This is a genomic window from Umezawaea sp. (assembly GCF_057122925.1).
Window position 1 is genome coordinate 20,105 of sequence record NZ_DBNGPQ010000080.1, and the last position, 21,363, is coordinate 41,467.

Genomic DNA, 21,363 nt, shown 5'->3' on the forward strand with positions numbered 1-21,363 from the left:
GGTGAGCCGCGAAAAACCAAAGATCAAGTCTTGTTTTCGCAGCTCAGCAGTGGTTTCCTGGAATAGGTGGAGAGTTGTTTTATCGGCGCCTCCCCAGATCCAGCCGTTCTCGGTTCTCCGCTACCCAGCCGTACTGCGCCCGCACCTCGTCCACGGCCCCAGCGGCCCGCAACCGCTCACCCGAGGGCCCGGAGTCCGCGACGATCCCCCGCCAACACCGGTCCTGCCACCACAGGATCGTGTCGACCAGCGCGCCCCGGTCGGCCAACCCGTACGCGTCGCTGATCAGCCGGACACCCCGCGCCGCCGCGTCGACCTCGGCTCCGGGCCCCAGCCCCAGGTACTGCCAGCAGACGTGCGCCACGTCGTGCACCCGCCGACCGGGCGCCACGTGGTCCCAGTCGATGAACGCCACCGGCCGCAGTTCACCGTCGAAGCTCCGGTACACGGTGTTCTTGGGTGAGAGGTCGTTGTGGCACACGACCTCCTCCTCGCCCGCCAGGCCCGCGGTGAGGTCGTGGAACTCCCGCACCAGCCGGGCCACCCGCACGAGGCTCTCGTCCGAGGTCACCGAGGCGGGCTGCGGCGACTCCCACGCCACGTGCCCGTCGAGGAACTCCAGGACCTCCCGACCCCGTGAGTCCACGCCGAGGAACCGGGGCGCTCCCGGCCACCCGTCGAGGTGCTCCAGCACCCGGTGGACGAACTCGCCCGCCCTCGGCCGTCGAACGGTGTCGCCGACCCGGACGACCTCGTTCACGAACCCGCCGGGCAACCGCTGCTCCACCACCTAGGCCGTCACCGCCAACGTGAACGGCAACACGGCCGACGCCCCGGCCTTGCGCACGGCCCGCGCCGCGACCGTCATCGTCCAGCCGGTGTCGATCCGGTCGTCGACCAGCAGCACCGGACCGTCCACCGTGGACAGATCAGGTGCCTGGACCCCGTTCCACAGCCCGGCGAGGCGCTGCGCGCTGTTCGCCCGGTGCGTGGCCTCACCCACCCACACCTGGCCCAGCAACGGCAACCGGCCGATCTCCGAGATGCGCGCGCCGAAGCTGCCCACCAGGCTCGGCCTGCTCCGCGAGCCGACCGTCACCACACCCACCGGCCGCTCCTCCCAGCCCCACGCGCTCAACACCTTCACGCACGCCTGGAACACGTCGTCCGGGATCGTCTGGTCCTCGGCGGCGAACAGCGCCCGCAGCCTGTTGCCCCAGCCGATGTCGGTCAGCCTTCCCAACGCCCGCCCCGGTTCCGCGGCCTCGCCTGCCGCGATCTTGCCCGACAGCGACACGCCGATCGCCGCCATCCCGGTCGGCCACTGCTTGCGCGGCGCCACGTCCACGCCGGGCCGCAGCAGCCGCTCCCGCGCGACCGTGGCCGCACCGGACGAGACCTCGGCGGACGGCCGTTCACCCGTGCAGTTGTCGCACCGTCCACACGGGCTCGCGTGCGGATCGTCCAACTGCCGCAACAGGAACTCCATGCGACAGCCCGTCGTGTCCAGGTAGTCGAGCACCGCCTGCTGCTCGACCGCCCGAGCCTCGCCGATGCGGTCGTACCGCTCCCCGTCGTAGGACCACGGCTGCCCGGTCGACTCCCACCCGCCGCGCACCCGCTTCACCGCGCCGTCGACGTCGAGCACCTTCAGCACGACCTCCAGCCGGGTCCGCGACAGCTCGACCCTCGGCTCCAGCGCCGCCGTCGACAGCACCCGACCGGCGTCGGCCAGCGCGTCGAGCACCTGCCGGACGATCCGCTCCGGCGGGAACGCCAGCGACGCGAAGTACGCCCAGATGTCCTTGTCCTCCGGACCGGGCAGCAGCAGCACCTCGGCCCGTTCCACCCCTCGGCCCGCACGGCCGATCTGCTGGTAGTAGGCGATGGGGGAGGGCGGCGCGCCCAGGTGCACCACGAACCCCAGGTCCGGCTTGTCGAACCCCATGCCCAGCGCCGACGTCGCCACCAGCGCCTTCACCCGGTTCGCGAGCAGGTCCTCCTCCGCCCGCTGCCGCTCGGCCGGATCGGTCCGCCCCGAGTACGCGGCCACCTCGTACCCGCGCTCCCGCAGGAACGCCGCCACGTCGTCGGCCGCCGCGACGGTCAGCGTGTAGATGATCCCGGACCCCGGCAGCGCCGCCAGGTGCTCGCCGAGCCAGCCGAGCCTCGCCTCGGCCGTCGGCAGCCGCAACGCCGCCAGCCGCAGGCTCTCCCGGTCCAGCGGCCCGCGCAGCACCAGCGCGTCCGACCCGGACCCCAGGCCCAACTGCTCCGCCACGTCCCGCACCACGCGGTTGTTCGCCGTCGCGGTCGTCGCCAGCACCGGCACCCCCGGCGGCAGCTCCGTCAGCAACGTGCGCAGCCGCCGGTAGTCCGGCCGGAAGTCGTGGCCCCAGTCCGAGATGCAGTGCGCCTCGTCGACCACCAGCAGCCCGGCCGACGCCGTCAACGACGGCAACACCGTGTCCCGGAAGTCCGGGTTGTTCAACCGTTCCGGTGATACCAGCAGCACGTCGACCTCACCCGACGTGACCGCGTCCTGCACCCGTTCCCACTCGTCCGTGTTCGCCGAGTTGATCGTCGCCGCCCGCACGCCCGCACGCGCCGCCGCGTCGACCTGGTTGCGCATCAACGCCAACAGCGGGGACACGATCACCGTCGGCCCCTCGCCCAGCTCCCGGAGCAGAGCCGTCGCGATGAAGTAGACCGCCGACTTGCCCCACCCAGTGCGCTGCACCACGAGCGCTCTCCGCCGCTGCGCCACCAGCGCGTGGATCGCGGTCCACTGGTCGTCGCGCAGCACCGCGTCCGGACCGGCCAGGGCCCTCAGTCGCTCGTCGGCCATCTCCCGGAGGGCGAGTTCGTCCATGTGCCAACCATGGCACGGACCACCGACAGAAACTGGTTTCAGGATCCGGGATACCCGTACGCGATCGACGTCCGATTGGTCCTAAGCTGGACGACGTGACCGCTGAACTGCGCGAAGAGGTGCACTCCGCCGCCCGCCGAGCCCGTGTCGCCTCCGAGGAACTCGTTCTGGCGACCAGGGACCGCAAGGATGCGGCGCTGCGCGAGATGGCCGCAGCCCTGCGCGAACGGTCCGAGGAGATCCTCAAGGCGAACACCGCCGACCTGGAAGCCGGTCGTGCGGCGGGCCTCACCGAGAACATGCTCGACCGCCTGGCGCTCACCGAGCAGCGGATCGACGGCGTCGCCGAGGGCCTGCTGACGGTCGCGGGCCTGGCCGACCCGGTGGGCGAGGTGCTGCGCGGCGGGCTGCTGCCGAACGGCCTCGACCTGCGGCAGGTGCGCGTCCCGCTCGGCGTCGTCGGCATGGTTTACGAGGCGCGCCCGAACGTGACCGTGGACGCGGCGGGTCTCGCCCTGAAGTCCGGCAACGCCGCGCTGCTGCGCGGGTCGTCGTCGGCGGAGAACTCGAACACCGCGCTCGTCGCCGTGCTGCGCGACGCGCTGGAGTCCGCCGGGCTGCCCGCGGACTGCGTCCAGCTGCTGCCGTGCCACGACCGGGCGTCGGTGAACCACCTCATCACTGCGCGCGGCCTCGTGGACCTGGTGATCCCCCGCGGCGGTGCGGGCCTCATCTCCACCGTCGTCGCGAACGCCACCGTGCCGACGATCGAGACCGGTGTCGGCAACTGCCACGTGTACGTGGACGCGTCGGCCGACCTCGACGACGCCGAGCGGATCGTGCTCAACTCCAAGACCCGCCGCACCAGCGTGTGCAACGCCGCCGAGTCGCTGCTGGTGCACGCGGACGTCGCGGACGTGTTCGTGCCGCGCATCGCCGGGGCGTTCCGCGCGGCGGGCGTCACCGTGCACGCCGACCCGGTGTTCACCGGCCTGTCCGGCACGGAGGTCGTGCCCGCGACGTCCGACGACTGGGACACCGAGTACCTGTCGATGGACATCGCGGCGAAGGTCGTCGGCACCATCGACGAGGCCATCGCGCACATCAACGAGCACGGCTCGGGCCACACCGAGGCGATCGTGACGTCCGACGTGAAGGCCGCCCGCCGGTTCACCACGCGGGTGGACGCGGCGGCGGTGATGGTGAACGCCTCGACCGGGTTCACCGACGGCGCCGAGTTCGGCATGGGCGCCGAGATCGGCATCTCCACCCAGAAGCTGCACGCCCGCGGCCCGATGGGCCTCTCCGAGCTGACCTCGACCAAATGGGTGGTCTGGGGCGAGGGGCACGTCCGGCCGACCTCGTGACCGCCGAACCCGCTCGCCGCCGCGACTCGGCGGCCACCCGTGCCGCGCTCCTGGACGCCGCGACGGGGCTGTTCGCCGAGCGCGGGTTCGCGCGGACGACCGTGCGCGACATCGCCGCGCGCGCGGGCGTGAACCAGGCCCTGCTGTTCCGCTACTTCGGCAGCAAGGACGCGCTGTACGCGGCCGTCATGGCCGGTCAGGGGCGGGAGCTGCTGGAGGCCGAGCAGCCGGAGCGGCTGTTGGAGACCGTGCTGCGGCGGATGCTGGAGAAGACCCCCCGACCGGGTGACCACCTGCTGTTCACAGCGCTGCGCTCCGAGGGGATCGACAGCGCCGCCGCGGAGATCCGCAAGGCGCTGGGGGACGACTACATCCGCGTGCTGAGCACGTTGACCGAGGCCGAGGACGGCGACCTGCGGGCCGAGTTGGTCCTCGCCTGGGTGATCGGCATCAGCATGGTGCGGTCCACCTCGGCGAAGGAGCCGCTGAAGAGCGCGGACCCCGAGGAGATCGTCCGGCTGGTGCTGAGCGGCGCCCGCACGCTGCTGGAGCGCACCGAGGGGTAGTACTCACCGAGACGAGTCGTTGACGGTCCGTAGCGATTTCTCTATCGTCGAAATGTAAGCAGTTGCTTACATGGCGCTTTGGGAGGAGTGCGGGGGCATGACGACGAGTCAGGAACCGAGGAACTACCCGTTCGGCGAGGCGGAACGGCTGGAACTCGACCCCACCTACGAGGTGCTGCGCCGGACGGAACCGGTGGCCAGGGTCCGACTGCCCTACGGCGGCGACGCGTGGCTGGTCACCAAGTACGACGACGTGAAGACCGTGCTCAGCGACCTGCGGTTCAGCCGAGCCGCGGTGCTCGGCCAGGACGTGCCGAGGGCCGTCCCCATGATCCAGGAGCGGCAGTCGATCCTGAGCATGGACCCGCCCGAGCACGGCAGGCTGCGCAAGCTCGTGGCCAAGGGCTTCACCATGCGGCGCACCGAGCAGCTGAGGGAGCGGGCGCAGGAGATCGTGGACGGGCTGCTCGACACGATGGAGAAGGACGGCGCGCCCGCTGACCTGGTCGAAGCGCTCAACATGCCGCTGCCGATCACGATCATCTGCGAGATGCTCGGCGTTCCCTACGACGACCGCGCCGAGTTCCGGAACTGGTCGGACCGGGCACTCGCGATCACCGCGTTCACGCCCGAGGAGATCACGGCGGGGTTCGAGAACCTCCAGTCCTACATCGCCGAGCTCGTGGCCGAACGCCGCAGGTCACCGACCGACGACGTGCTCGGCACGCTCGTGACGGCCCGTGACGAGGGGGACCGGCTCTCGGAGGAGGAACTGGTCAACTTCGGCGTGACGCTGCTGGTCGCGGGGCACGAGACCACGGCGAACCAGCTGGGCAACTTCCTCTACACGCTGCTGTCCACCCCCGAGCGGCTGGCCGAGCTGCGCGCGGACCCCGACCTGGTGCCCGCGGCGGTCGAGGAGTTGCTGCGCATCACGCCGCTCGGCGGCTCGGCGGGCTTCCCCCGCATCGCCAAGGAGGACGTCGAGCTGAGCGGCGTGACGATCCCGGCGGGCGACGCCGTGTTCGTCGGGCAGGGCGGCAACCGGGACCCGGAGGTGTTCCCGCGACCGGACGAGATCGACTTCCACCGGGAGAACAACGCGCACGTCGCGTTCGGACACGGCGTGCACCACTGCGTGGGCGCTCCGCTGGCGCGGATGGAGCTCCAGGTCGCGATCGGCACCCTGCTGAGCCGGTACCCCGCGCTGGAACTCGCGGTGCCCGCGGACGAGGTGCCGTTCAAGAAGGGCAGGCTGGTGCGCGGCCCGCGGGAACTCCTGGTGAGGTGGTAGCCCCATGACCAGGTGGCAGGTCCAGGTCGACCGCGAGGCGTGCATCGGCACGGGCATGTGCGCGTCCAGCGCCGCGGCGTACTTCCGGTTGGAGAACGGCAGGGCCACCGCCGCGCAGGACTTCGTCGAACCCGACGACCTGGTGGTGGACGCCGCCGAGTCCTGTCCGATGGAGGCGATCCTGGTGCGCGACGGTGACGGAACGGTCATCGCTCCGGAGGTCTGATCCCGAAACGGTGAAATAAGACGCCCGACCGGCGTCATGAACCCCGGTGCGGCGTCGTCACCCCGGTACGCGGCTCCGCTTCGGGGTGGGCCGCGGACGGGGAGTCCGATGTGGGCAGGCGGCCGTTCACGGGAGCGGACGGTCGCCTGCCCACCGGCACCGTAGGCTGACCAGCCATGTCGAAGCGGCGCAGACTCGGGGTCATGGGTGGGACCTTCGACCCGGTGCACCACGGCCACCTGGTGGCGGCCAGCGAGGTGCAGGCGAGGTTCGACCTCGACGAGGTGATCTTCGTCCCCACCGGGGAGCCGTGGCAGAAGACGTCCCGTGTGGTCAGCCGCGCCGAGGACCGCTACCTGATGACGGTCATCGCCACCGCGTCGAACCCCAGGTTCTCCGTCAGCCGGGTCGACATCGACCGCGGCGGGCCCACGTACACGGTGGACACGCTCACCGACCTCTCGGCCGAACACCCCGAGGCCGACCTGTTCTTCATCACCGGCGCGGACGCGCTGGAGCAGATCGTGTCGTGGCGCCGCGCGTCCGACGTGTTCGACCTCGCGCACTTCATCGGAGTCACCCGACCGGGGTACGAACTCAACGGTCAGCACCTCCCCGAGGGCGCCGTGTCCCTCGTGGAAGTGCCCGCCATGGCCATCTCGTCGACCGCCTGCCGGGCCCGCACGGCCTCCGGACTGCCCGTCTGGTACCTCGTTCCGGACGGTGTCGTGCAGTACATCTCCAAGCGCTCGCTCTACTCGGTGCCGGACTAGCTCCGCGCGCCGGTACCCTCATTAACTCGTGCGGGCGTATCCGCGCGCATCGAAGTGATGTACGACCCGGATCCTCGGGTCGCTGGTGAGGAGAGATGTGGCAGCCACCGACGAGGCACGACGGTTGGCGCTGGTCGCCGCTAGCGCGGCGGACGAGAAGAAGGCGCACGATGTGATCGTGCTCGACGTGTCGGACCAGCTCGTGATCACGGATTGCTTCGTGATCGCCTCCGCTCCCAACGAGCGGCTGGTCGGCGCGATCGTGGACAACATCGAAGACAAGATGCGGGAGGCGGGCCGCAAGCCGGTGCGCCGCGAGGGCGCGCGCGAGGGCCGGTGGGTGCTGCTGGACTTCGTGGACGTGGTGGTGCACGTGCAGCACGTCGAGGAGCGCAGCTTCTACGGCCTGGAGCGGCTGTGGAAGGACTGCCCGCAGATCGAGTTCGAAGGGTCGGCGGACGCCCCCGCAGAGGACCAGACGGCGGAGGCGTGAACACCAGATGACCTTGAACCGGCTCGTGCTGTGGCGGCACGGTGAGACGGACTACAACGCCACGGGACGCTGGCAGGGCCACCTCGACTCGGCGTTGACCGAGACGGGGTGGAACCAGGCCAGGTTCGCGGTGCCCGTGCTCACCAAGTTCGCACCCGAGCTGGTGGTCGCGTCGGATCTGCGGCGGGCGACGAACACGGCGACGGTGTTCACCGACGCCGTCGGCATCCCGCTGCGGATCGACGAACGCCTGCGCGAGACCAACCTGGGCAAGTGGCAGGGGTTGACCAACGCCGAGGTCGAGGCCGAGTGGCCGGGAATGATCGACCAGTGGCGGGCCGACCCCACGATCGCGCCGCCGGACGGCGAGACCAGGGTCGAGGTCGCGGACCGGGCCTTCGAGGTCGTGGAGGCCGTGGACCGCGAGTTCGACGGCACGGTCATGCTCTGCGCGCACGGAGGCCTGATCTCCGCGCTGACCGGCAAGCTGCTGAACCTGCCCATCGAGTCGTGGGGGCAGCTCGGCGGCATCGGCAACTGCCACTGGACGGTGTTCAGCAGGCGACCGGAAGGCGACGGCCGCTGGCGGCTGTCGTCGTACAACGCCGGGCCCACTCGTTGAGGCTGCTGGTCCTCGCCGACTCGTTGGCGTTCCACGGTCCTGACGGTCCGCTGCCCGCGGACCACGCCGGCCTGTGGCCGAACATCGCCGCCAAGGCGCTGGACGGCCACGTCGAACTCGCGGCAGGCTTCGGGTGGACGGCCCGCGACGCCTGGTGGTCGCTGACCGGCGACCCGCGCGTCTGGTCGCTGCTGCCCCGCACGGACGTCATCGTGTTCGCCGTGGGGCACATGGACACGCTGCCGTCGCCGCTGCCGACCTACCTGCGGCAGGGGCTGCGGTACCTGCGGCCCGACGGCCTGCGCCGGTGGGCCCGCACCGGCTACAAGGCCGCCCAGCCCGCGCTGTCGCGGCTGCTGGGCGGTCGTCCGGTGGCGCTGCCGCCGCACCTGACCGTGCGCTACCTGGCCGACTCGGTGGAGGCCGTGCACCGGTTGGAGCCGGGGATCAAGCCCATCGGGATGGTGCCGTCCGTGCACCGCTCCGCCGCGTACGGCGGCGTTCACACCGGTCGACCCGCCGCCGTGCGCGCCGTGAGGGCGTGGGGCGAGCGGAGCGGCGTGCCGCTGCTGGACGTGGCCGCGGTCGTCGGCGACCACGTGCGGTCGGGGCGGGGCAACCCGGACGGCATGCACTGGGGTTGGGAGGGCCACGAGCTGATGGGTTCCGCGATGGCGGATCTCGTCAGGTCCGTGGCGGTGAGCCACTCGACCGAGTGAGAGCCGTAATGTCCGGTCCCGTGCCCACCACCGTTGTCACCGACTCGACGGCCTACCTGCCGGAGGGGTTCGCCCGACGCCACCGCGTCCGCGTGGTGCCGCTGCACGTGGCGGTGGACGGCCGCAGCCGGCTGGACGGCCTCGACTTCGGCCCCGCGGAACTCGCGTCCGCGCTCGGCGAGCACCGCCGCGTGACGACGTCCCGGCCCACACCCGGCGAGCTGGCCGAGGTGTACCGCTCCGTGCTCGACGGCGGCGCGACGTCCATCGTGTCCGTGCACCTGTCCCGCGAGCTGTCGGGCACGTGGGAGGCCGCGCGGCTGGCCGCCGAGGAGGTCGACCCGGTGCGGATCCGGGTGGTCGACTCGCGCGCGACCGGCATGGGGCTCGGTTTCGCCGTGCTGTCCGCGTGCGCCGCCTCGGAGGCGGGTGAGTCCGCGGAGGCCGTGGAAGCGGCGGCGGCGGGTGTGGCCAAGCGTTTGCGCGCGTACTTCTGCGTCGAGACCCTCGACCACCTGCGCCGCGGCGGCCGGATCACCGCGACCGCCGCGCTGGTCGGCACCGCGCTGGCCGTGAAGCCCGTGCTGCACGTGGAGGACGGCCGGATCGTGCCGCTGGAGAAGGTGCGCACGATGAGCCGCGCCATCGGGCGCCTGGTGGACCTGGCCGCGCTGGCCGCCGGTCACGGGCCCGTCGGACTGGCGGTGCACCACCTCGCCGCACCCGAACGCGCGGCCGAGTTGGCGACCAGGTTGGACGAACGGATCCCCGGCTCGTCGGGCTGCCTGATCTCCGAGGTGGGAGCCGTGATCGGGGCCCACACCGGACCCGGCGTCCTGGGCGTCGTGGTCCTGCCCGGAGACATCTGATCGTCCGGAGTAGACGGAGGGCGGCGGCATGATGCCACACCCCACCGACAAAACCGGTTTCAAGATCCGAAGTTGTCCACACCCCGACCACCTGTCCACAGTCCACGAACTCCTCCTTCGCACCGGACCCCCACCTCCCTAGCGTCGAACCCGTGTTCGACCACCGCACCACCTCTGACACTTCCCGGACCCGTCTCGAAGCACTGGCCGCGCAGGCCGCGGCGGAGCCTTCCCCGAAGACGGTCGTGTTCACCAGTTCCGACGGCGCCGCCGAGCCGCCCCCGCGGTTCCGCTGGGCCCGCCGCAAGGCGGACAGACTGGTGGAGCGCTGGCTGCCCGACTCCGCGCCACCACTGCGCAAGCGCCGCGCGCTCTACGCCTCCGTCGCGGCGACCACCGGCCTGGTGGTCCTCGTGGCCGTCTGGTGGCAGTCGCCGACCCCTGAGGCGCCTCCCGACCTGCCCGTGGCCGTAGCGGCCGTCACGTCGAGCCCACCCGAGCCCCTCGTCGTCAACGTCGTGGGCGAAGTCCCCTCACCCGGCCTGGTGACCGTCACCAGCGGTGCCCGGGTAGCCGACGCGATCAACGCCGCGGGTGGCGTCAACCCCGGCGTCCGTCCCCAGGGCTTGAACCTGGCCCGCAAGGTCGTCGACGGCGAACAGGTCTCCGTCGGCACCGCACCCGTCCCCGTGCCCGCCGAACCGAGCCCCGACGAGAAGCTCGACCTGAACACCGCCACCAAGGAGCAACTGGACGGCCTGCCGGGCGTGGGGCCCGTGACCGCACAGCGGATCCTCGACCGTCGGACCAAGCGCGGCCCGTTCACCTCACTGGACCAGTTGCGCGAGATCGAGGGCATCGGCGACAACCGCCTCGTCAAGCTCCGTGAGCTGGTGCGGTTGTGACCGCCCCGCCCCGCACCGGCCCCGCACCCTCGCAGGCCGCGATCACGCCGCAGACCCGCACCCTGCGCCGGCTCCTCCGCGGCTGGCGAAACCTCACCCGTGCACTCCGGTCGTCCGGCACCCGTCCCCGTGCCGCCCTCACCACGTCCGGCTCGCCTCGTCCCCACGCGACCGGTGCTCCCGCCACGAGCCCGGAGGGCGTGCCCACCCCGTTCGTCCTCCCCGTTCCCCGCTCGCCCGTCGCTCCCGCCTCGATCCACGATCTCCCGTCGTGGCTCGCACTCCCCACCACGAGCGCCGTCGTCGGCTCGTTCCCGCGTCCTCGAACGTCCTGCGTCCGCCTGCTCGCCGCGTCCACCACGGGCCACGACCGCGTGCCCGAGCCGGCCGCACCTCCCGTTCCCCGGCAGTCCGGTTCGACCCCGCGACCCACCCCGGTCACCTCGTGCCTCCGCCTCCGGCTGGGCACGTCGTGAACCCGAGGTACCGCCTGGTCCCCGCCGCTCTCGCGGTCTGGGCGGTGGCACTGGGCGGTCTCCTGTGGAACTGGCCGATCGCCGTCCTCACCGGCGTGATCGCGTGCCTGGTGGGTGCGCTGGCGATCCACAACGACTGGTGCGCGAGGTCGTGCGCGCTGGCGCTGGTGGTCGCCGCTCCGATCGCGGCCCTCTCCATCGGCTTCAGGGTCCACCAGTCGGCCGTGCACCCCGTCCGGTCCGCGGCCACCAACTCGGAAGCGGTCGTGCTCCGCGCGGAGCTCTCCACCCGACCGCGAGGGATGCGCACCGAGGGGTTCGCCGCCAAACCCGGTGGGGTGGACGCGGTGGTCGTCCACGCCGACGTCCACCGGCTCCTCGTGGCGGGCCGAACCCACGAGCAGGGAGGGCAGGTGGTCCTCGTGGCACCTGCCACCGGCTGGCGCGATCTGCTGCCGGGCCAACAGATCACGGCTCGCGGAGTCCTGGCACCGGCGAGGCGGGGTGAGCTGACGGTGGCGGTGCTGCGGGTCCGCGGCCCTCCGCAGGACGTCGGCCCCGCTCCGGTGTGGCAGCGAGCGGCCGAGACCTTGCGCTCCGGTCTGCGCGAGGCCAGCACCACCCTCGATCCCGAACCGGCGGGCCTGCTCCCCGCCCTGGTGGTCGGAGACACGTCCGAGCTCTCCCCGCGGGTCGTGGAGGAGTTCCGCACGGCTGGCCTGGCCCACGTCCTGGCCGTCAGCGGGGCCAACCTCGCCATCCTGTGCGGCGCGGTCCTGTTGCTGCTGAGAGCTTTCCGCGTCGGCCCGCGAGGGTGCGCGGTGGGTGCCGCCCTCGCGCTGGTGGGGTTCGTGATCCTGGCGGGTCCGGAACCGAGCGTGCTGCGGGCGGCCGTGATGGGTGCGGTGGCACTGCTCGCGCTCGTGCTGGGGCGCGAACGGTCCGCGTTGCCCGCCTTGGCCACGTCGGTGATCGTGCTGGTCCTGTACGACCCGGAACTGGGGGCCGATCCGGGGTTCGCCCTGTCGGTCGTCGCCACGGCCGCGCTGGTCCTCCTCGCTCCGAGGTGGGCGGCGTCGCTGAGGGAGCGCGGAGTGCCGATCGGACTCGCCGAAGTGCTGGCGGTGCCGGTGGCCGCGAGCCTCGCTACCGCGCCGCTGGTGGTCGGCATCTCGGGCCGGATCAGCCTGGTCGCGGTGGTGGCCAACATGGTGGTCGCTCCGGTGGTCGCGCCCGCGACCGTGCTGGGGGTGCTGGCCGCGGTGGTCGCGCCGCTGCACGGTGGTGCCGCCCGGCTGCTGGTCGAGTTGGCGGGGCCGGAAGCCCGTTGGCTGATCACGGTGGGCAGACGCGCGTCGGAGGTGCCCCACGCGTCCGTCCGCTGGCCCGGTGGCTGGTGGGGTGGAGTCCTGCTGGCGGTCGTCCTCCTGGTCGTCCACGGGCTGTTCAAGGCACGGCGAACCCGTGCGCTGCTGGCCGCCGCCCTGCTGGGTGGGGTGCTGGTGCTGGTCCCCACCAGCGTCGTGACACCGGGTTGGCCGCCGGTCGGCTGGTCGGCCGTCGCGTGCGACGTGGGCCAGGGCGACGCGGTTGTGCTGGCCACGGCGGAACCCGGTCGGGCCGTACTGGTGGACACCGGTCCTGATCCGGGACCGGTCACGTCCTGCCTGCGCCGCTTGGGGGTTCGGCGCATTCCGCTGCTGGTGCTCAGCCACCTGCACGCGGACCACATCGGCGGGCTCACGGCCGTGCTCGCCGACCGCAGCGTGGGAGCGGTCGCCGTCGGACCGTCGCACGAACCGAACTGGGCATGGGAGGAGGTCCGCCGCCAGACCCGAGCGGCCGACGTGGAACTGGTCGCACTGACCGCGGGCCAACGCCTGGAGTTGCCGGGCCTGGTCCTGGAAGTGCTGGGGCCCAGGGGAAGAGCGGTCCCGGACGAAGACGACAACACCGCGATCAACGACTCGTCGCTCGTGCTGCGCGCCCACACCGAAGCCGGTCGGGTGCTGCTGACCGGTGACATCGAACTGGAGGGTCAAGCGGACCTGCTCGGTGGCCACGTCGACGTGACCGCCGAGGTGCTCAAGGTTCCCCACCACGGGTCGAGGTTCTCGGTGCCCGAGTTCCTCGCGCAGGTCAAACCCAGGATCGCCCTGGTCAGCGTTGGCGAGGGCAACCGCTACGGCCATCCGAACGGCGCCGTGCTCGACGCGCTCACCGGGCGTGGGGCGCTGGTGCTGCGCACCGACCGGGACGGCGACACCGCCGTCCTCGGTGGAGAGACCGGACCGCGCGTCGTACGACGCAAGAAGTGAGGAGAAGGACGATGAACGGAACCTGGATCCGGCTGCGCCTCGGCTGGACCGTGCCGGACGGTCGGTCCGCGCTCAGCTGGGTGCTCTGGCAGCCGGGCTACGTGCCCTCCCCGTGGCCGACGGACGAACTGAAACCGGCGTTCACCTACTACGCCTGCGACGAGTTGCGCGGCGGTGGGCGCGGCGTCGTCGCCCGTGCCACCGTCACCGCCGTGCTGCGCCCGACCGAGGTGGTGTCACCCGACGCCGCCCACGAACTCGTCGCGGAACACCTCTTCGACGACACCCTGTCGATCGACGAACTCCCGTGGCACACCAACGCCTACAACCGTTCCAAGTCAGGAGCCCCGTGGCCCCAGCGGATCATGGCGTGGCGCACCGCCACCGAGTCCGTCGGTCCCCACCTCCTCCCCGAACTCACCCGGTTTCCCCGCACGGGGTGGCTGCGCAGCGACAAGATCGGCCTGTGATCACCACAGCGGGGCGAGAGGTCGGCGGAACGTTCAGGCGGTGGTGTCCAGGAAGGGCGCGCGGCCCGTGACGTCCGGGCAGCGTCCGGGATCCACCCGGCGGCAGTTGAACGACCGGTTCACCACCCAGGTCGAGGCCGGAGCGTTCCAGTGCCGGCGGTTGCCTGCGAGACCCGCGATGCGCTGGAAGAGGCACCGACCGAGGAAAGGAGACTCTGTCGCCCGAACAGCAGCGGGTGATCAGCTGCGGGCCATGCCGGGCAAGAACGGCGCTGACACGTCTGCCGATCAGGATCGCGCTGCTGCCGCGAGGCGCGGTGGCGGCAGGGTCGTCCGGGTTGAGCAGCAAGATCCACGCCGTGGTCGGCGCGGCGGGAGGCTGCCGCCGCTCGTGCTCACGTCCTGTCGGGCTCCGGACTCCGTGCTGAACCGGCTGCGCGGCCGGTCGGCCCGCAGCCGTCCGGGTGCGGTGAGGATGGTCGGCTCGTTCGAGCCCGCGCGCTACAGCCGGCGCTGGTTGTCAGACCGCGGAACTGCGTGCGGCGGTTGAGGCAGCGCCTGACCACGTTGTGGTGCTTGTAGTTGCCGGGCTCGAAGGTGGGCGGCCTACCACCGGCCGAGCCCTGGGCGTTGTCGGCGTTCATCCGCCGACCCGCACCCGCTGCCCGTCCACGTCGGTGTCTCGGATCTCGTCCAGCAGTCGCAGCGGTTGCGGGTCGTCGCCGGCCTGGCCGGGCGTAAGGATCACCGCCAGCGGCAGGTCCGTGGTCCGCTTCCGCAACCGCTCGCGCACGGTCTTCCACGGCCCACACCGTTCGGGAAGATCACGCCAAGGCACGCAGGTGCGTTCCCGCAGGACACACCCTAGAACCGGACAGGTCTAGACCATATTTGTTAAGAACCCTTGTCAATGGCTCGCGGTAGCTCTTACTCTCCGCGACAAACCAGTGACTTGGAGGCGTCAGTGCGCGGTCGGAGCGGTGGACCCCCGAGGAGAACAGTCGTCGTACTCGTCGCGGGTGCCTTGATCATGGGAGGTGCGCAGGCCCTTCACGCCGCGCCAGTGGCGTCGTCCGAGCCGTCCGGCGTGCGGTCGGGCACCGGTGGTGAGTCGGTGACTCTGCTGACCGGTGACCGGGTGTTCCCCGGTTCGAAGGGGTCGGCCGGGTACCTGGAGCCGGGGCCTGGGCGAGAGGGGATGTGGTTCTCGACGTTCGAGAGCGACGGGCACAGCTACGTGGTGCCCGCGGACGCGGAACCGTTGCTGGCCAAGGGGGTGCTCGATCGGCGGCTGTTCGACGTGACCGAGCTGATCGCCTCCGGGTACGGGGACGGGCAGCGGGACACGGTGCCGTTGATCGTGACCTACCAGCCTGGGCAGCGGTCGTTCGCCGCCACCGCGGGCACGGCGGTGACGGTCGACCTGCCCAGCGTCAACGGTGTCGCGGTCGACGTCGAGAAGTCGGCGGGCTCCGGGTTGTGGAGCGGGTTGACCGGGGTTGGTGCGCTGGCCGGGTCCGGGATCAAGAAGGTGTGGCTGGACGGGGTGCGGACCGCGTCGCTGGATCGCAGCGTGCCGCAGATCGGGGCGCCCGCCGCGTGGGCGGCGGGCTACACCGGTGAGGGTGTGACGGTCGCGGTGCTCGACACCGGGGTCGACCAGACCCATCCGGATCTCGCGGACAGGGAGGTGGGGGAGCGGAACTTCTCGAACTCGAAGGACGCCGTCGACCACTACGGGCACGGCACGCACGTGGCGTCGATCATCGCGGGCACCGGTGCCAAGGGAGGCGGTGCGTACCGGGGTGTGGCGCACGGTGCGCGGATCCTGGACGTCAAGGTGCTCGACGACTCCGGCAGCGGTGCGGACTCGGGGATCATCGCGGGGATGCAGTGGGCGGCCGAGCAGGGTGTGGCGGTCGTGAACATGAGTCTCGGCGGGTACGACACCCCCGGGGTCGATCCGCTCGAGGAAGCGGTGAACACGCTGTCCACGACGTACGGGACGCTGTTCGTGATCGCCGCGGGCAACTCCGGGCCCAGAGCGGGTTCCATCGGGTCGCCGGGTACCGCGGACGAGGCGCTGACGGTCGGTGCGGTGGACCGCGACAACAGGATCGCGGACTTCTCCAGCCGCGGGCCCGTGGTGGGTGGCGGGGTGATCAAGCCGGACATCACGGCGCCCGGTGTGGACATCGTGGCCGCTCGGCACGCTGACGGGCGCATCGGTCCACCGGTCGTGGACGGCTACACCGCACTGTCCGGCACGTCGATGGCGACCCCGCACGTGGCGGGCGCGGCGGCGTTGCTGGCGCAGCAGTACCCGGAGCTGACGCGTGAGCAGCTCAAGGCGCGGCTCGTCGCGTCGGCCGCTCCCACCGCCGGTCTGACGCCGTTCGAGCAGGGGGCCGGGCGGGTGGACTCGGCTCGGGCGATGACGCAGGCGATCACCAGCCGGCCGAGCAGCGTCGCGTTCGGGTCGCACCAGTGGCCGCACACCGGTGAGCCCCTGATCACCAAGGAGGTGAGCTACGGCAACGACAGCGCGGTGCCGTTGACGCTCGACCTGCGGGTCGACACGACCGCACCGGATGGGGCACCCGCGCCCGTTGGGCTGTTCGCCGTCGAGCCCGCTCGGCTCACGGTGCCCGCGGGTGGCACGGCGACCGCGACGGTCGTGGCCGACGTGGGCAAGGCGCCCGCCGGTGGGCAGTTCGGTGGGGCGCTGGTCGCCGCGTCGGGCACCGCGAGCGCACGGACCGCCGTGGTGGTCGACCTGGAGCCGGAGAGCTACGACCTGGTCGTGAACGGGACCCAGCGGTCCGGTGAGAAGGCTGAGCACTTCTCGGCGTTCATGACGAACGTGGAGACGGGTGAGTTCGTGTCCCTCGCCAAGGACGCGGACGGGAAGCTGCGGCGACGGGTGCCGGTCGGCGAGTACCTGCTGTCGGGGTCCGTGCAGGGATCGGGGGCGGTGTACACGCACGACTCGTTCAGCTACCCGAAGCTGACGGTCAGCGGTCCCACCACGATCGACCTGGACGCGCGGCTGGCGAAGCCGGTCGTGCTGACGCTGCCGGACCCGACGGCGCGGTTGTCGTTGCTGGAGACGGGTTTCCAGCGGGTCCACGGGGCGAAGACCTACCAGATCGGTGGGTTCTCGTTCGGTGGAGGGACGTCGCACGTCGGTCTGGCGCACCTCGGGCCGGAGGCGCCGCCCGGCGAGGTGACCGGGAAGCTCAGCACGAGCTGGGTCGCGAAGGGCGGGGCCGAGTTCTACGGGCTCGCCTGGTACCTGAAGGGGAGGACGCACACGGGGTTGACCAAGGTGGTCGACAAGGCGGACCTGGCGACCGTGCGGGTCGACGTCGGTGCTCCGGGGCCGGGGGAGTCCGTGACGATCGGCAACGCGTCCACCGCTCACGGGCAGGGTGAGTGGGGCTGGGGTGCGATCGAGGCGTTCACCGCGCCCGGTGTGCGGACCGAGTTCTACGGCGGGGAGAACGCGGACTGGGCGCGGCGGCTCACCGTTCAGAGCCCGGAGGGCTACCGGGGTGGGCTGGACGGGCCGCCGAAGTCGTACGCGCCGCGCAAGGCGTACGAGGAGTCCTTCCACCACGCCGTTTTCGGGCCGAGCCTGACGGACAACCGCGGTCGGCCGTGGCTGTACCGCGACGACTCCGAACTGGTGGCGAACCTGCCGCTGTTCGGCGACGGGGCGGGCAACGCCGGGCAGGCGCCCGCGGTGGGCGCGCTGAAGCTCTACCGCGGCGGTGAGCTGCTGGCCGAGAGCGCCTCTCCCGGCTACGGGCGCTTCGCGCTGCCGGACGGTGCGGCGGACTACCGGCTCACCACCGACGCGGTGCGGAGCACGACTCCGTTCAGCACCAGGGTGTCGGCGGTGTGGACCTTCCGGTCCGATCGGACCGCGGAGATCGCGGCGCTGCCGATCTCGGTGATCCGCTACGCGCCGAAGCTCGACTCCGCGGGCACCGCGCCCGCCGGTCGGGTGTTCCCCGTGCCGGTATCGGTGCAGAACCAGGCCGGTGTGGTCCAGGCGCGGAAGCGGATCACGTCGGCCGAGGTGTCCTACGACAGCGGCGTCACGTGGCAGGCGGTCGCGGTGAACGGCGGCCGTGTGCTGACGCTGTCGCACCCGGAGGGCGCCAGGTCGGTGTCGTTGCGGGCCAAGGCGGCTGACCGGTCGGGAGGGAGCGTCGAGCAGACCATCATCGACGCCTACCTGCTGCGCTGACGACGGTGGGGCCGCACCCAAGCTGGGTGCGGCCCCACCGGTGTCGTGGTCAGGGGTGGTGGTTCTACGGGTGTTGTGGTCGGGCTGGGTGTGGCTCCGCCGGTGTCGCGGTCAGGTCGGGTGCGGCCCTACCGGTGTCGCGGTCAGGAGGTGGCCGTTCCGGTCAGCGCCTGGAGGCGAGCGCGTCCAGCACTGCCTGCGCCGACGGCGGCACGGTCGCCAGCGGGGCCAGGGTGTGGGAGACGGCGTCGAGGGTCTTGAGGCCGTCGCCGGTGATGAGCAGCACTGTCTCCGCGTCGGGGTCGAGCTTGCCGGTCTCGACCAGCTTCTTGGCCGTCGCGACGGTCACGCCGCCCGCGGTCTCGGCGAAGATGCCCTCGGTGCGGGCCAGCAGGCGGATGCCCTCGACGACCTCCTCGTCGGTGACGTCCTCGATGGCGCCGCCGGTGCGGCGGACGGCGTCCAGCACGTACGGGCCGTCGGCGGGCGCGCCGATCGCGAGGGAGCGGGCGATGGTGTCCGGGCGGACGGGGCGGACCACGTCGTGGCCGTTCTTGAACGCGGCGGACACGGGGGAGCAGCCGGTGGCCTGCGCGCCGAAGACCTTGTACGGGGTCTGCTCGACCAGGCCGAGTTCGCCGAACTCGCGGAAGGCCTTGTCGACCTTGGTGAGCTGCGAGCCGGACGCGATCGGCACGACGATCTGCTCGGGCAGCCGCCAGCCGAGCTGCTCGGCGACCTCGTAGCCCAGGGTCTTGGAGCCCTCGGCGTAGTACGGGCGGACGTTGACGTTCACGAACGCCCAGTCCTCGTGCTCGGCAGCCAGTTCCTGCGCCAGGCGGTTCACGTCGTCGTAGTTGCCGTCGACGGCGATCAGGGCGCCGTCGTACACGGCGGTCATGAGGATCTTGGCCTGCTCCAGCGAGGAGGGCACGAGCACGACCGACTCCCAGCCCGCGCGGGCCGCGGCGGCGGCGACGGCGTTGGCCAGGTTGCCGGTGGACGGGCAGGCGAGCACGGTGAAGCCGAGTTCACGGGCCGCGGCGAGGGCCACGCCGACCACGCGGTCCTTGAAGGAGTGCGTGGGGTTGCCGGTGTCGTCCTTCACCCACACCTTGCGCAGCCCGAGGGCCTTGGCGAGCCGGTCGGCCCGCACGAGGCGCGTGCCGCCGGGCTCGGTGTTCGGGTGGGACTGGACGGTCGACGGAACGGGCAGGAGGCCGCGGTAGCGCCAGATCGACCGGGGGCCGGATTCGATGTCCTCGCGGCGGATCCGGCCGAAGTCGTAGGCCACTTCCAGCGGCCCGAAACACTCGATGCACGCGTACTCGGCGGCGAGAGGGGTTTCGTGGCCGCACTCGCGACACGAGAGCGCGCGGGCGGGGCCGAGGTCGAACGAGGTGCTCGTGGGCACACTGACAGCAGTCATCGCGAGGTAACTCCTCATCTGTCCCGCATCGCGGGTCGGAATTGGCACCATGACCGTCGAGCGCCCGCACGCGTGCGAGTACCTGACGATCGGGTTGCCGGGGCTTCTTCGGGCCGATCCCTCTGCCCCTCTGGATGAGCGGTATTCAGTTGTGGTCCCCAAGTTACGGCACCCTCCCGCCCTTCGACCACCGGTGTCCACACTTCGGGAGTGCGCGGAGCGTGGGAGGATTCGTGCCGTGAGCGCTGCCGCTGTCGCCCCCGATCCGTTGCAACTCGTGGTCGGCGACGAGGAACTGCTGGTCGAAAGGGCGATCCGCGCGGCCCTGGACGCGGCGCGCGCCATCGACGCCCAGGCCGACCTGACCCGCGTCCGGGTGACTGACCTCACCCCGCCCGAGCTGGCCGAACTGGTCAGCCCGTCGCTGTTCGCCGAGGGGCGGGTCATCGCCCTGGAGGCGGCGCAGGAGGCGGGCAAGGAGATCGCCGACACGGTCATCGCCTACGCCAAGGCCCCCGCCGACGGCATCACGCTGGTGGTCGTGCACTCCGGCGGCGGGCGCAGCAAGGCGGCCAAGGAGCTGCCCGCCGCGCTGAAGAAGGCCGGCGCGGTGACCGTCGAGTGCCCGAAGATCACCAAGGCGTCCGAGCGCGAGGCGTTCGTGCGCAACGAGGTCCGCGCGGCGGGCGGGAAGATCGACCCCGAGGGCGTCTCGGTGCTGATCGACTCCGTCGGCACGGACCTGCGCGAGCTGGCCGCCGCCGCCTCGCAGCTGGTGGCCGACAGCGGCGGGAAGATCAACGCCGACGAGGTGCGCCGGTACCACCGCGGGCGCGCCGAGGTCACCGGCTTCGCCGTCGCGGAGAAGGCCGTGGCGGGGGACCGGGCCGGTGCGCTGGAGGCGCTGCGCTGGGCCATGCAGCTCGGGGTGCCGCACGTGCTGGTCGCGGACGCGCTGGCGGACTCGGTGCGGACCATCGCGCGGGTGTCGGCGGCCGGTCGAGCGGACCCGTTCCAGCTGGCCGGGTCGCTGGGGATGCCGCCGTGGAAGGTGAAGAAGGCCCAGGGGCAGGCGCGGGGGTGGGATTCCCCCGGATTGGCCGAGGCGATGTCGGTGGTGGCCTTGTTGAACGCCGACGTGAAGGGCGTGGCCGCCGACGCCGACTACGCGTTGGAAAGGGCCGTGCTGCGCATCGTGGCCGTGCACGGGCGCCGCTGAGCATCGTCCATCGCCCCGTGTGAGTCTTCTGCCGTGAGCAGTGGCTGGTGGGTGCCGCTGCTCACGGCGGAGGGCAGCTTCCGTGGAACGCCGAGAGGGCGCCACCCCTGGGGGTGACGCCCTCTCGGCAAGGACCCGATCGACGAATCAGATCTGGTTGGCGCGCTTCGCCAGGGCCGACTTCTTGTTGGCGGCCTGGTTGGCGTGGATGACGCCCTTGGTCGCGGCCTTGTCGAGCTTGCGGGACACGTCCTGCAGGAGCGCGGTGGCCTTGTCCTTGTCGCCGGCGTCGGCGGCCTCGCGGAACTTGCGCACCGCGGTCTTCAGGGAAGACTTGACGGACTTGTTCCGCAGCCGAGCCTTCTCGTTGGTCTTGATCCGCTTGAGCTGGGACTTGATGTTGGCCATGCTGACGCCCTCGTTCTCTTACGTTGGGGGTGTACCGCGTTGGTGTTTCGGCCCTGCCGGTGAGGGCAGGTTTCCTCCAGTG

Annotated in this window: 20 protein-coding genes and 1 riboswitch; of the genes, 15 read left to right on the forward strand and 5 right to left on the reverse strand. The window is 71.6% G+C overall.

What is annotated here, in order from left to right; all coding sequences use genetic code 11:
• Positions 1-79: 79 nt before the first annotated feature.
• Both AC156L_RS17505 and AC156L_RS17510 read right to left on the reverse strand, forming a co-directional pair.
• Positions 80-787, reverse strand: coding sequence for a phosphotransferase (locus AC156L_RS17505; protein WP_330881611.1), 708 nt, complete (start codon positions 785-787; stop codon positions 80-82).
• Positions 788-790: 3 nt separating this feature from the next.
• Positions 791-2,872, reverse strand: coding sequence for a RecQ family ATP-dependent DNA helicase (locus AC156L_RS17510; RefSeq protein WP_330881613.1), 2,082 nt, complete (start codon positions 2,870-2,872; stop codon positions 791-793).
• Between the two features lie 95 nt (positions 2,873-2,967).
• On the opposite strand from AC156L_RS17510, the gene AC156L_RS17515 reads away from it, so the two are divergent.
• From AC156L_RS17515 to AC156L_RS17575, 13 genes are all read left to right on the forward strand, one after another.
• The gene (locus AC156L_RS17515) at positions 2,968-4,239 is read left to right on the forward strand and encodes a glutamate-5-semialdehyde dehydrogenase (protein WP_330881615.1); all 1,272 of its coding nucleotides are present in this window, start codon (positions 2,968-2,970) and stop codon (positions 4,237-4,239) included.
• Positions 4,236-4,805, forward strand: a complete 570-nt coding sequence (locus AC156L_RS17520; protein WP_330881616.1) for a TetR/AcrR family transcriptional regulator — start codon at positions 4,236-4,238, stop codon at positions 4,803-4,805. Before AC156L_RS17515 ends, AC156L_RS17520 begins: the two co-directional genes overlap by 4 nt.
• Positions 4,806-4,902: 97 nt before the next feature.
• Positions 4,903-6,099, forward strand: coding sequence for a cytochrome P450 (locus AC156L_RS17525; RefSeq protein ID WP_330881618.1), 1,197 nt, complete (start codon positions 4,903-4,905; stop codon positions 6,097-6,099).
• A gap of 4 nt (positions 6,100-6,103) precedes the next feature.
• Positions 6,104-6,325, forward strand: a complete 222-nt coding sequence (locus AC156L_RS17530) for a ferredoxin (RefSeq protein ID WP_330881620.1) — start codon at positions 6,104-6,106, stop codon at positions 6,323-6,325.
• Positions 6,326-6,501: 176 nt separating this feature from the next.
• Positions 6,502-7,098, forward strand: coding sequence for a nicotinate-nucleotide adenylyltransferase (gene nadD, locus AC156L_RS17535; protein ID WP_330881623.1), 597 nt, complete (start codon positions 6,502-6,504; stop codon positions 7,096-7,098).
• 97 nt (positions 7,099-7,195) lie between these two features.
• Complete coding sequence (rsfS, locus tag AC156L_RS17540; RefSeq protein WP_259621790.1) at positions 7,196-7,591, forward strand: ribosome silencing factor; 396 nt, start codon at positions 7,196-7,198, stop codon at positions 7,589-7,591.
• Positions 7,592-7,598: 7 nt separating this feature from the next.
• On the forward strand, positions 7,599-8,213 hold the full coding sequence (locus AC156L_RS17545) for a histidine phosphatase family protein (RefSeq protein WP_330881626.1): 615 nt from the start codon (positions 7,599-7,601) through the stop codon (positions 8,211-8,213).
• Positions 8,210-8,932 carry a diglucosylglycerate octanoyltransferase gene (gene octT, locus AC156L_RS17550; RefSeq protein ID WP_330881628.1) on the forward strand — a complete coding sequence of 241 codons (723 nt, stop codon included), beginning with the start codon at positions 8,210-8,212 and terminating at the stop codon, positions 8,930-8,932. The genes AC156L_RS17545 and octT overlap by 4 nt, the downstream gene beginning before the upstream one ends.
• A gap of 20 nt (positions 8,933-8,952) precedes the next feature.
• Positions 8,953-9,801, forward strand: a complete 849-nt coding sequence (locus tag AC156L_RS17555) for a DegV family protein (protein WP_330881630.1) — start codon at positions 8,953-8,955, stop codon at positions 9,799-9,801.
• A 152-nt stretch (positions 9,802-9,953) separates the two neighbouring features.
• Positions 9,954-10,706: a ComEA family DNA-binding protein gene (locus AC156L_RS17560; protein ID WP_330881632.1), complete on the forward strand. Its 753-nt coding sequence runs from the start codon at positions 9,954-9,956 to the stop codon at positions 10,704-10,706.
• Entirely contained in the window at positions 10,703-11,182 is a 480-nt protein-coding gene (locus AC156L_RS17565; RefSeq protein ID WP_484407027.1) for a hypothetical protein, read from the forward strand. The genes AC156L_RS17560 and AC156L_RS17565 overlap by 4 nt, the downstream gene beginning before the upstream one ends.
• Positions 11,179-13,500 carry a DNA internalization-related competence protein ComEC/Rec2 gene (locus AC156L_RS17570; RefSeq protein WP_330881633.1) on the forward strand — a complete coding sequence of 774 codons (2,322 nt, stop codon included), beginning with the start codon at positions 11,179-11,181 and terminating at the stop codon, positions 13,498-13,500. The genes AC156L_RS17565 and AC156L_RS17570 overlap by 4 nt, the downstream gene beginning before the upstream one ends.
• 11 nt (positions 13,501-13,511) lie before the next feature.
• A complete protein-coding gene (locus tag AC156L_RS17575) occupies positions 13,512-13,970 on the forward strand; it encodes a hypothetical protein (protein WP_330881635.1) in 459 nt (152 codons plus the stop codon).
• A gap of 640 nt (positions 13,971-14,610) precedes the next feature.
• Here the strand turns inward: AC156L_RS17575 and AC156L_RS17580 are convergent.
• Positions 14,611-14,763 (reverse strand): hypothetical protein, encoded by a 153-nt coding sequence (locus AC156L_RS17580; protein ID WP_330881637.1) that lies wholly within the window; start codon positions 14,761-14,763, stop codon positions 14,611-14,613.
• 321 nt (positions 14,764-15,084) lie between these two features.
• Here AC156L_RS17580 and AC156L_RS17585 point away from each other — a divergent pair, with 321 nt between their 5' ends.
• On the forward strand, positions 15,085-18,225 hold the full coding sequence (locus tag AC156L_RS17585; protein WP_484407028.1) for a S8 family peptidase: 3,141 nt from the start codon (positions 15,085-15,087) through the stop codon (positions 18,223-18,225).
• A 163-nt stretch (positions 18,226-18,388) separates the two neighbouring features.
• On the opposite strand, the gene thrC is transcribed toward AC156L_RS17585, so the two are convergent.
• Positions 18,389-19,654, reverse strand: a complete 1,266-nt coding sequence (gene thrC / locus AC156L_RS17590; protein ID WP_330881639.1) for a threonine synthase — start codon at positions 19,652-19,654, stop codon at positions 18,389-18,391.
• An 11-nt stretch (positions 19,655-19,665) separates the two neighbouring features.
• Positions 19,666-19,795: riboswitch (SAM riboswitch) on the reverse strand.
• A 97-nt stretch (positions 19,796-19,892) separates the two neighbouring features.
• On the opposite strand from thrC, the gene holA reads away from it, so the two are divergent.
• Entirely contained in the window at positions 19,893-20,873 is a 981-nt protein-coding gene (gene holA, locus AC156L_RS17595) for a DNA polymerase III subunit delta (protein ID WP_330881641.1), read from the forward strand.
• A gap of 147 nt (positions 20,874-21,020) precedes the next feature.
• On the opposite strand, the gene rpsT is transcribed toward holA, so the two are convergent.
• A complete protein-coding gene (rpsT, locus tag AC156L_RS17600) occupies positions 21,021-21,281 on the reverse strand; it encodes a 30S ribosomal protein S20 (RefSeq protein ID WP_330881643.1) in 261 nt (86 codons plus the stop codon).
• Positions 21,282-21,363 lie beyond the last annotated feature (82 nt).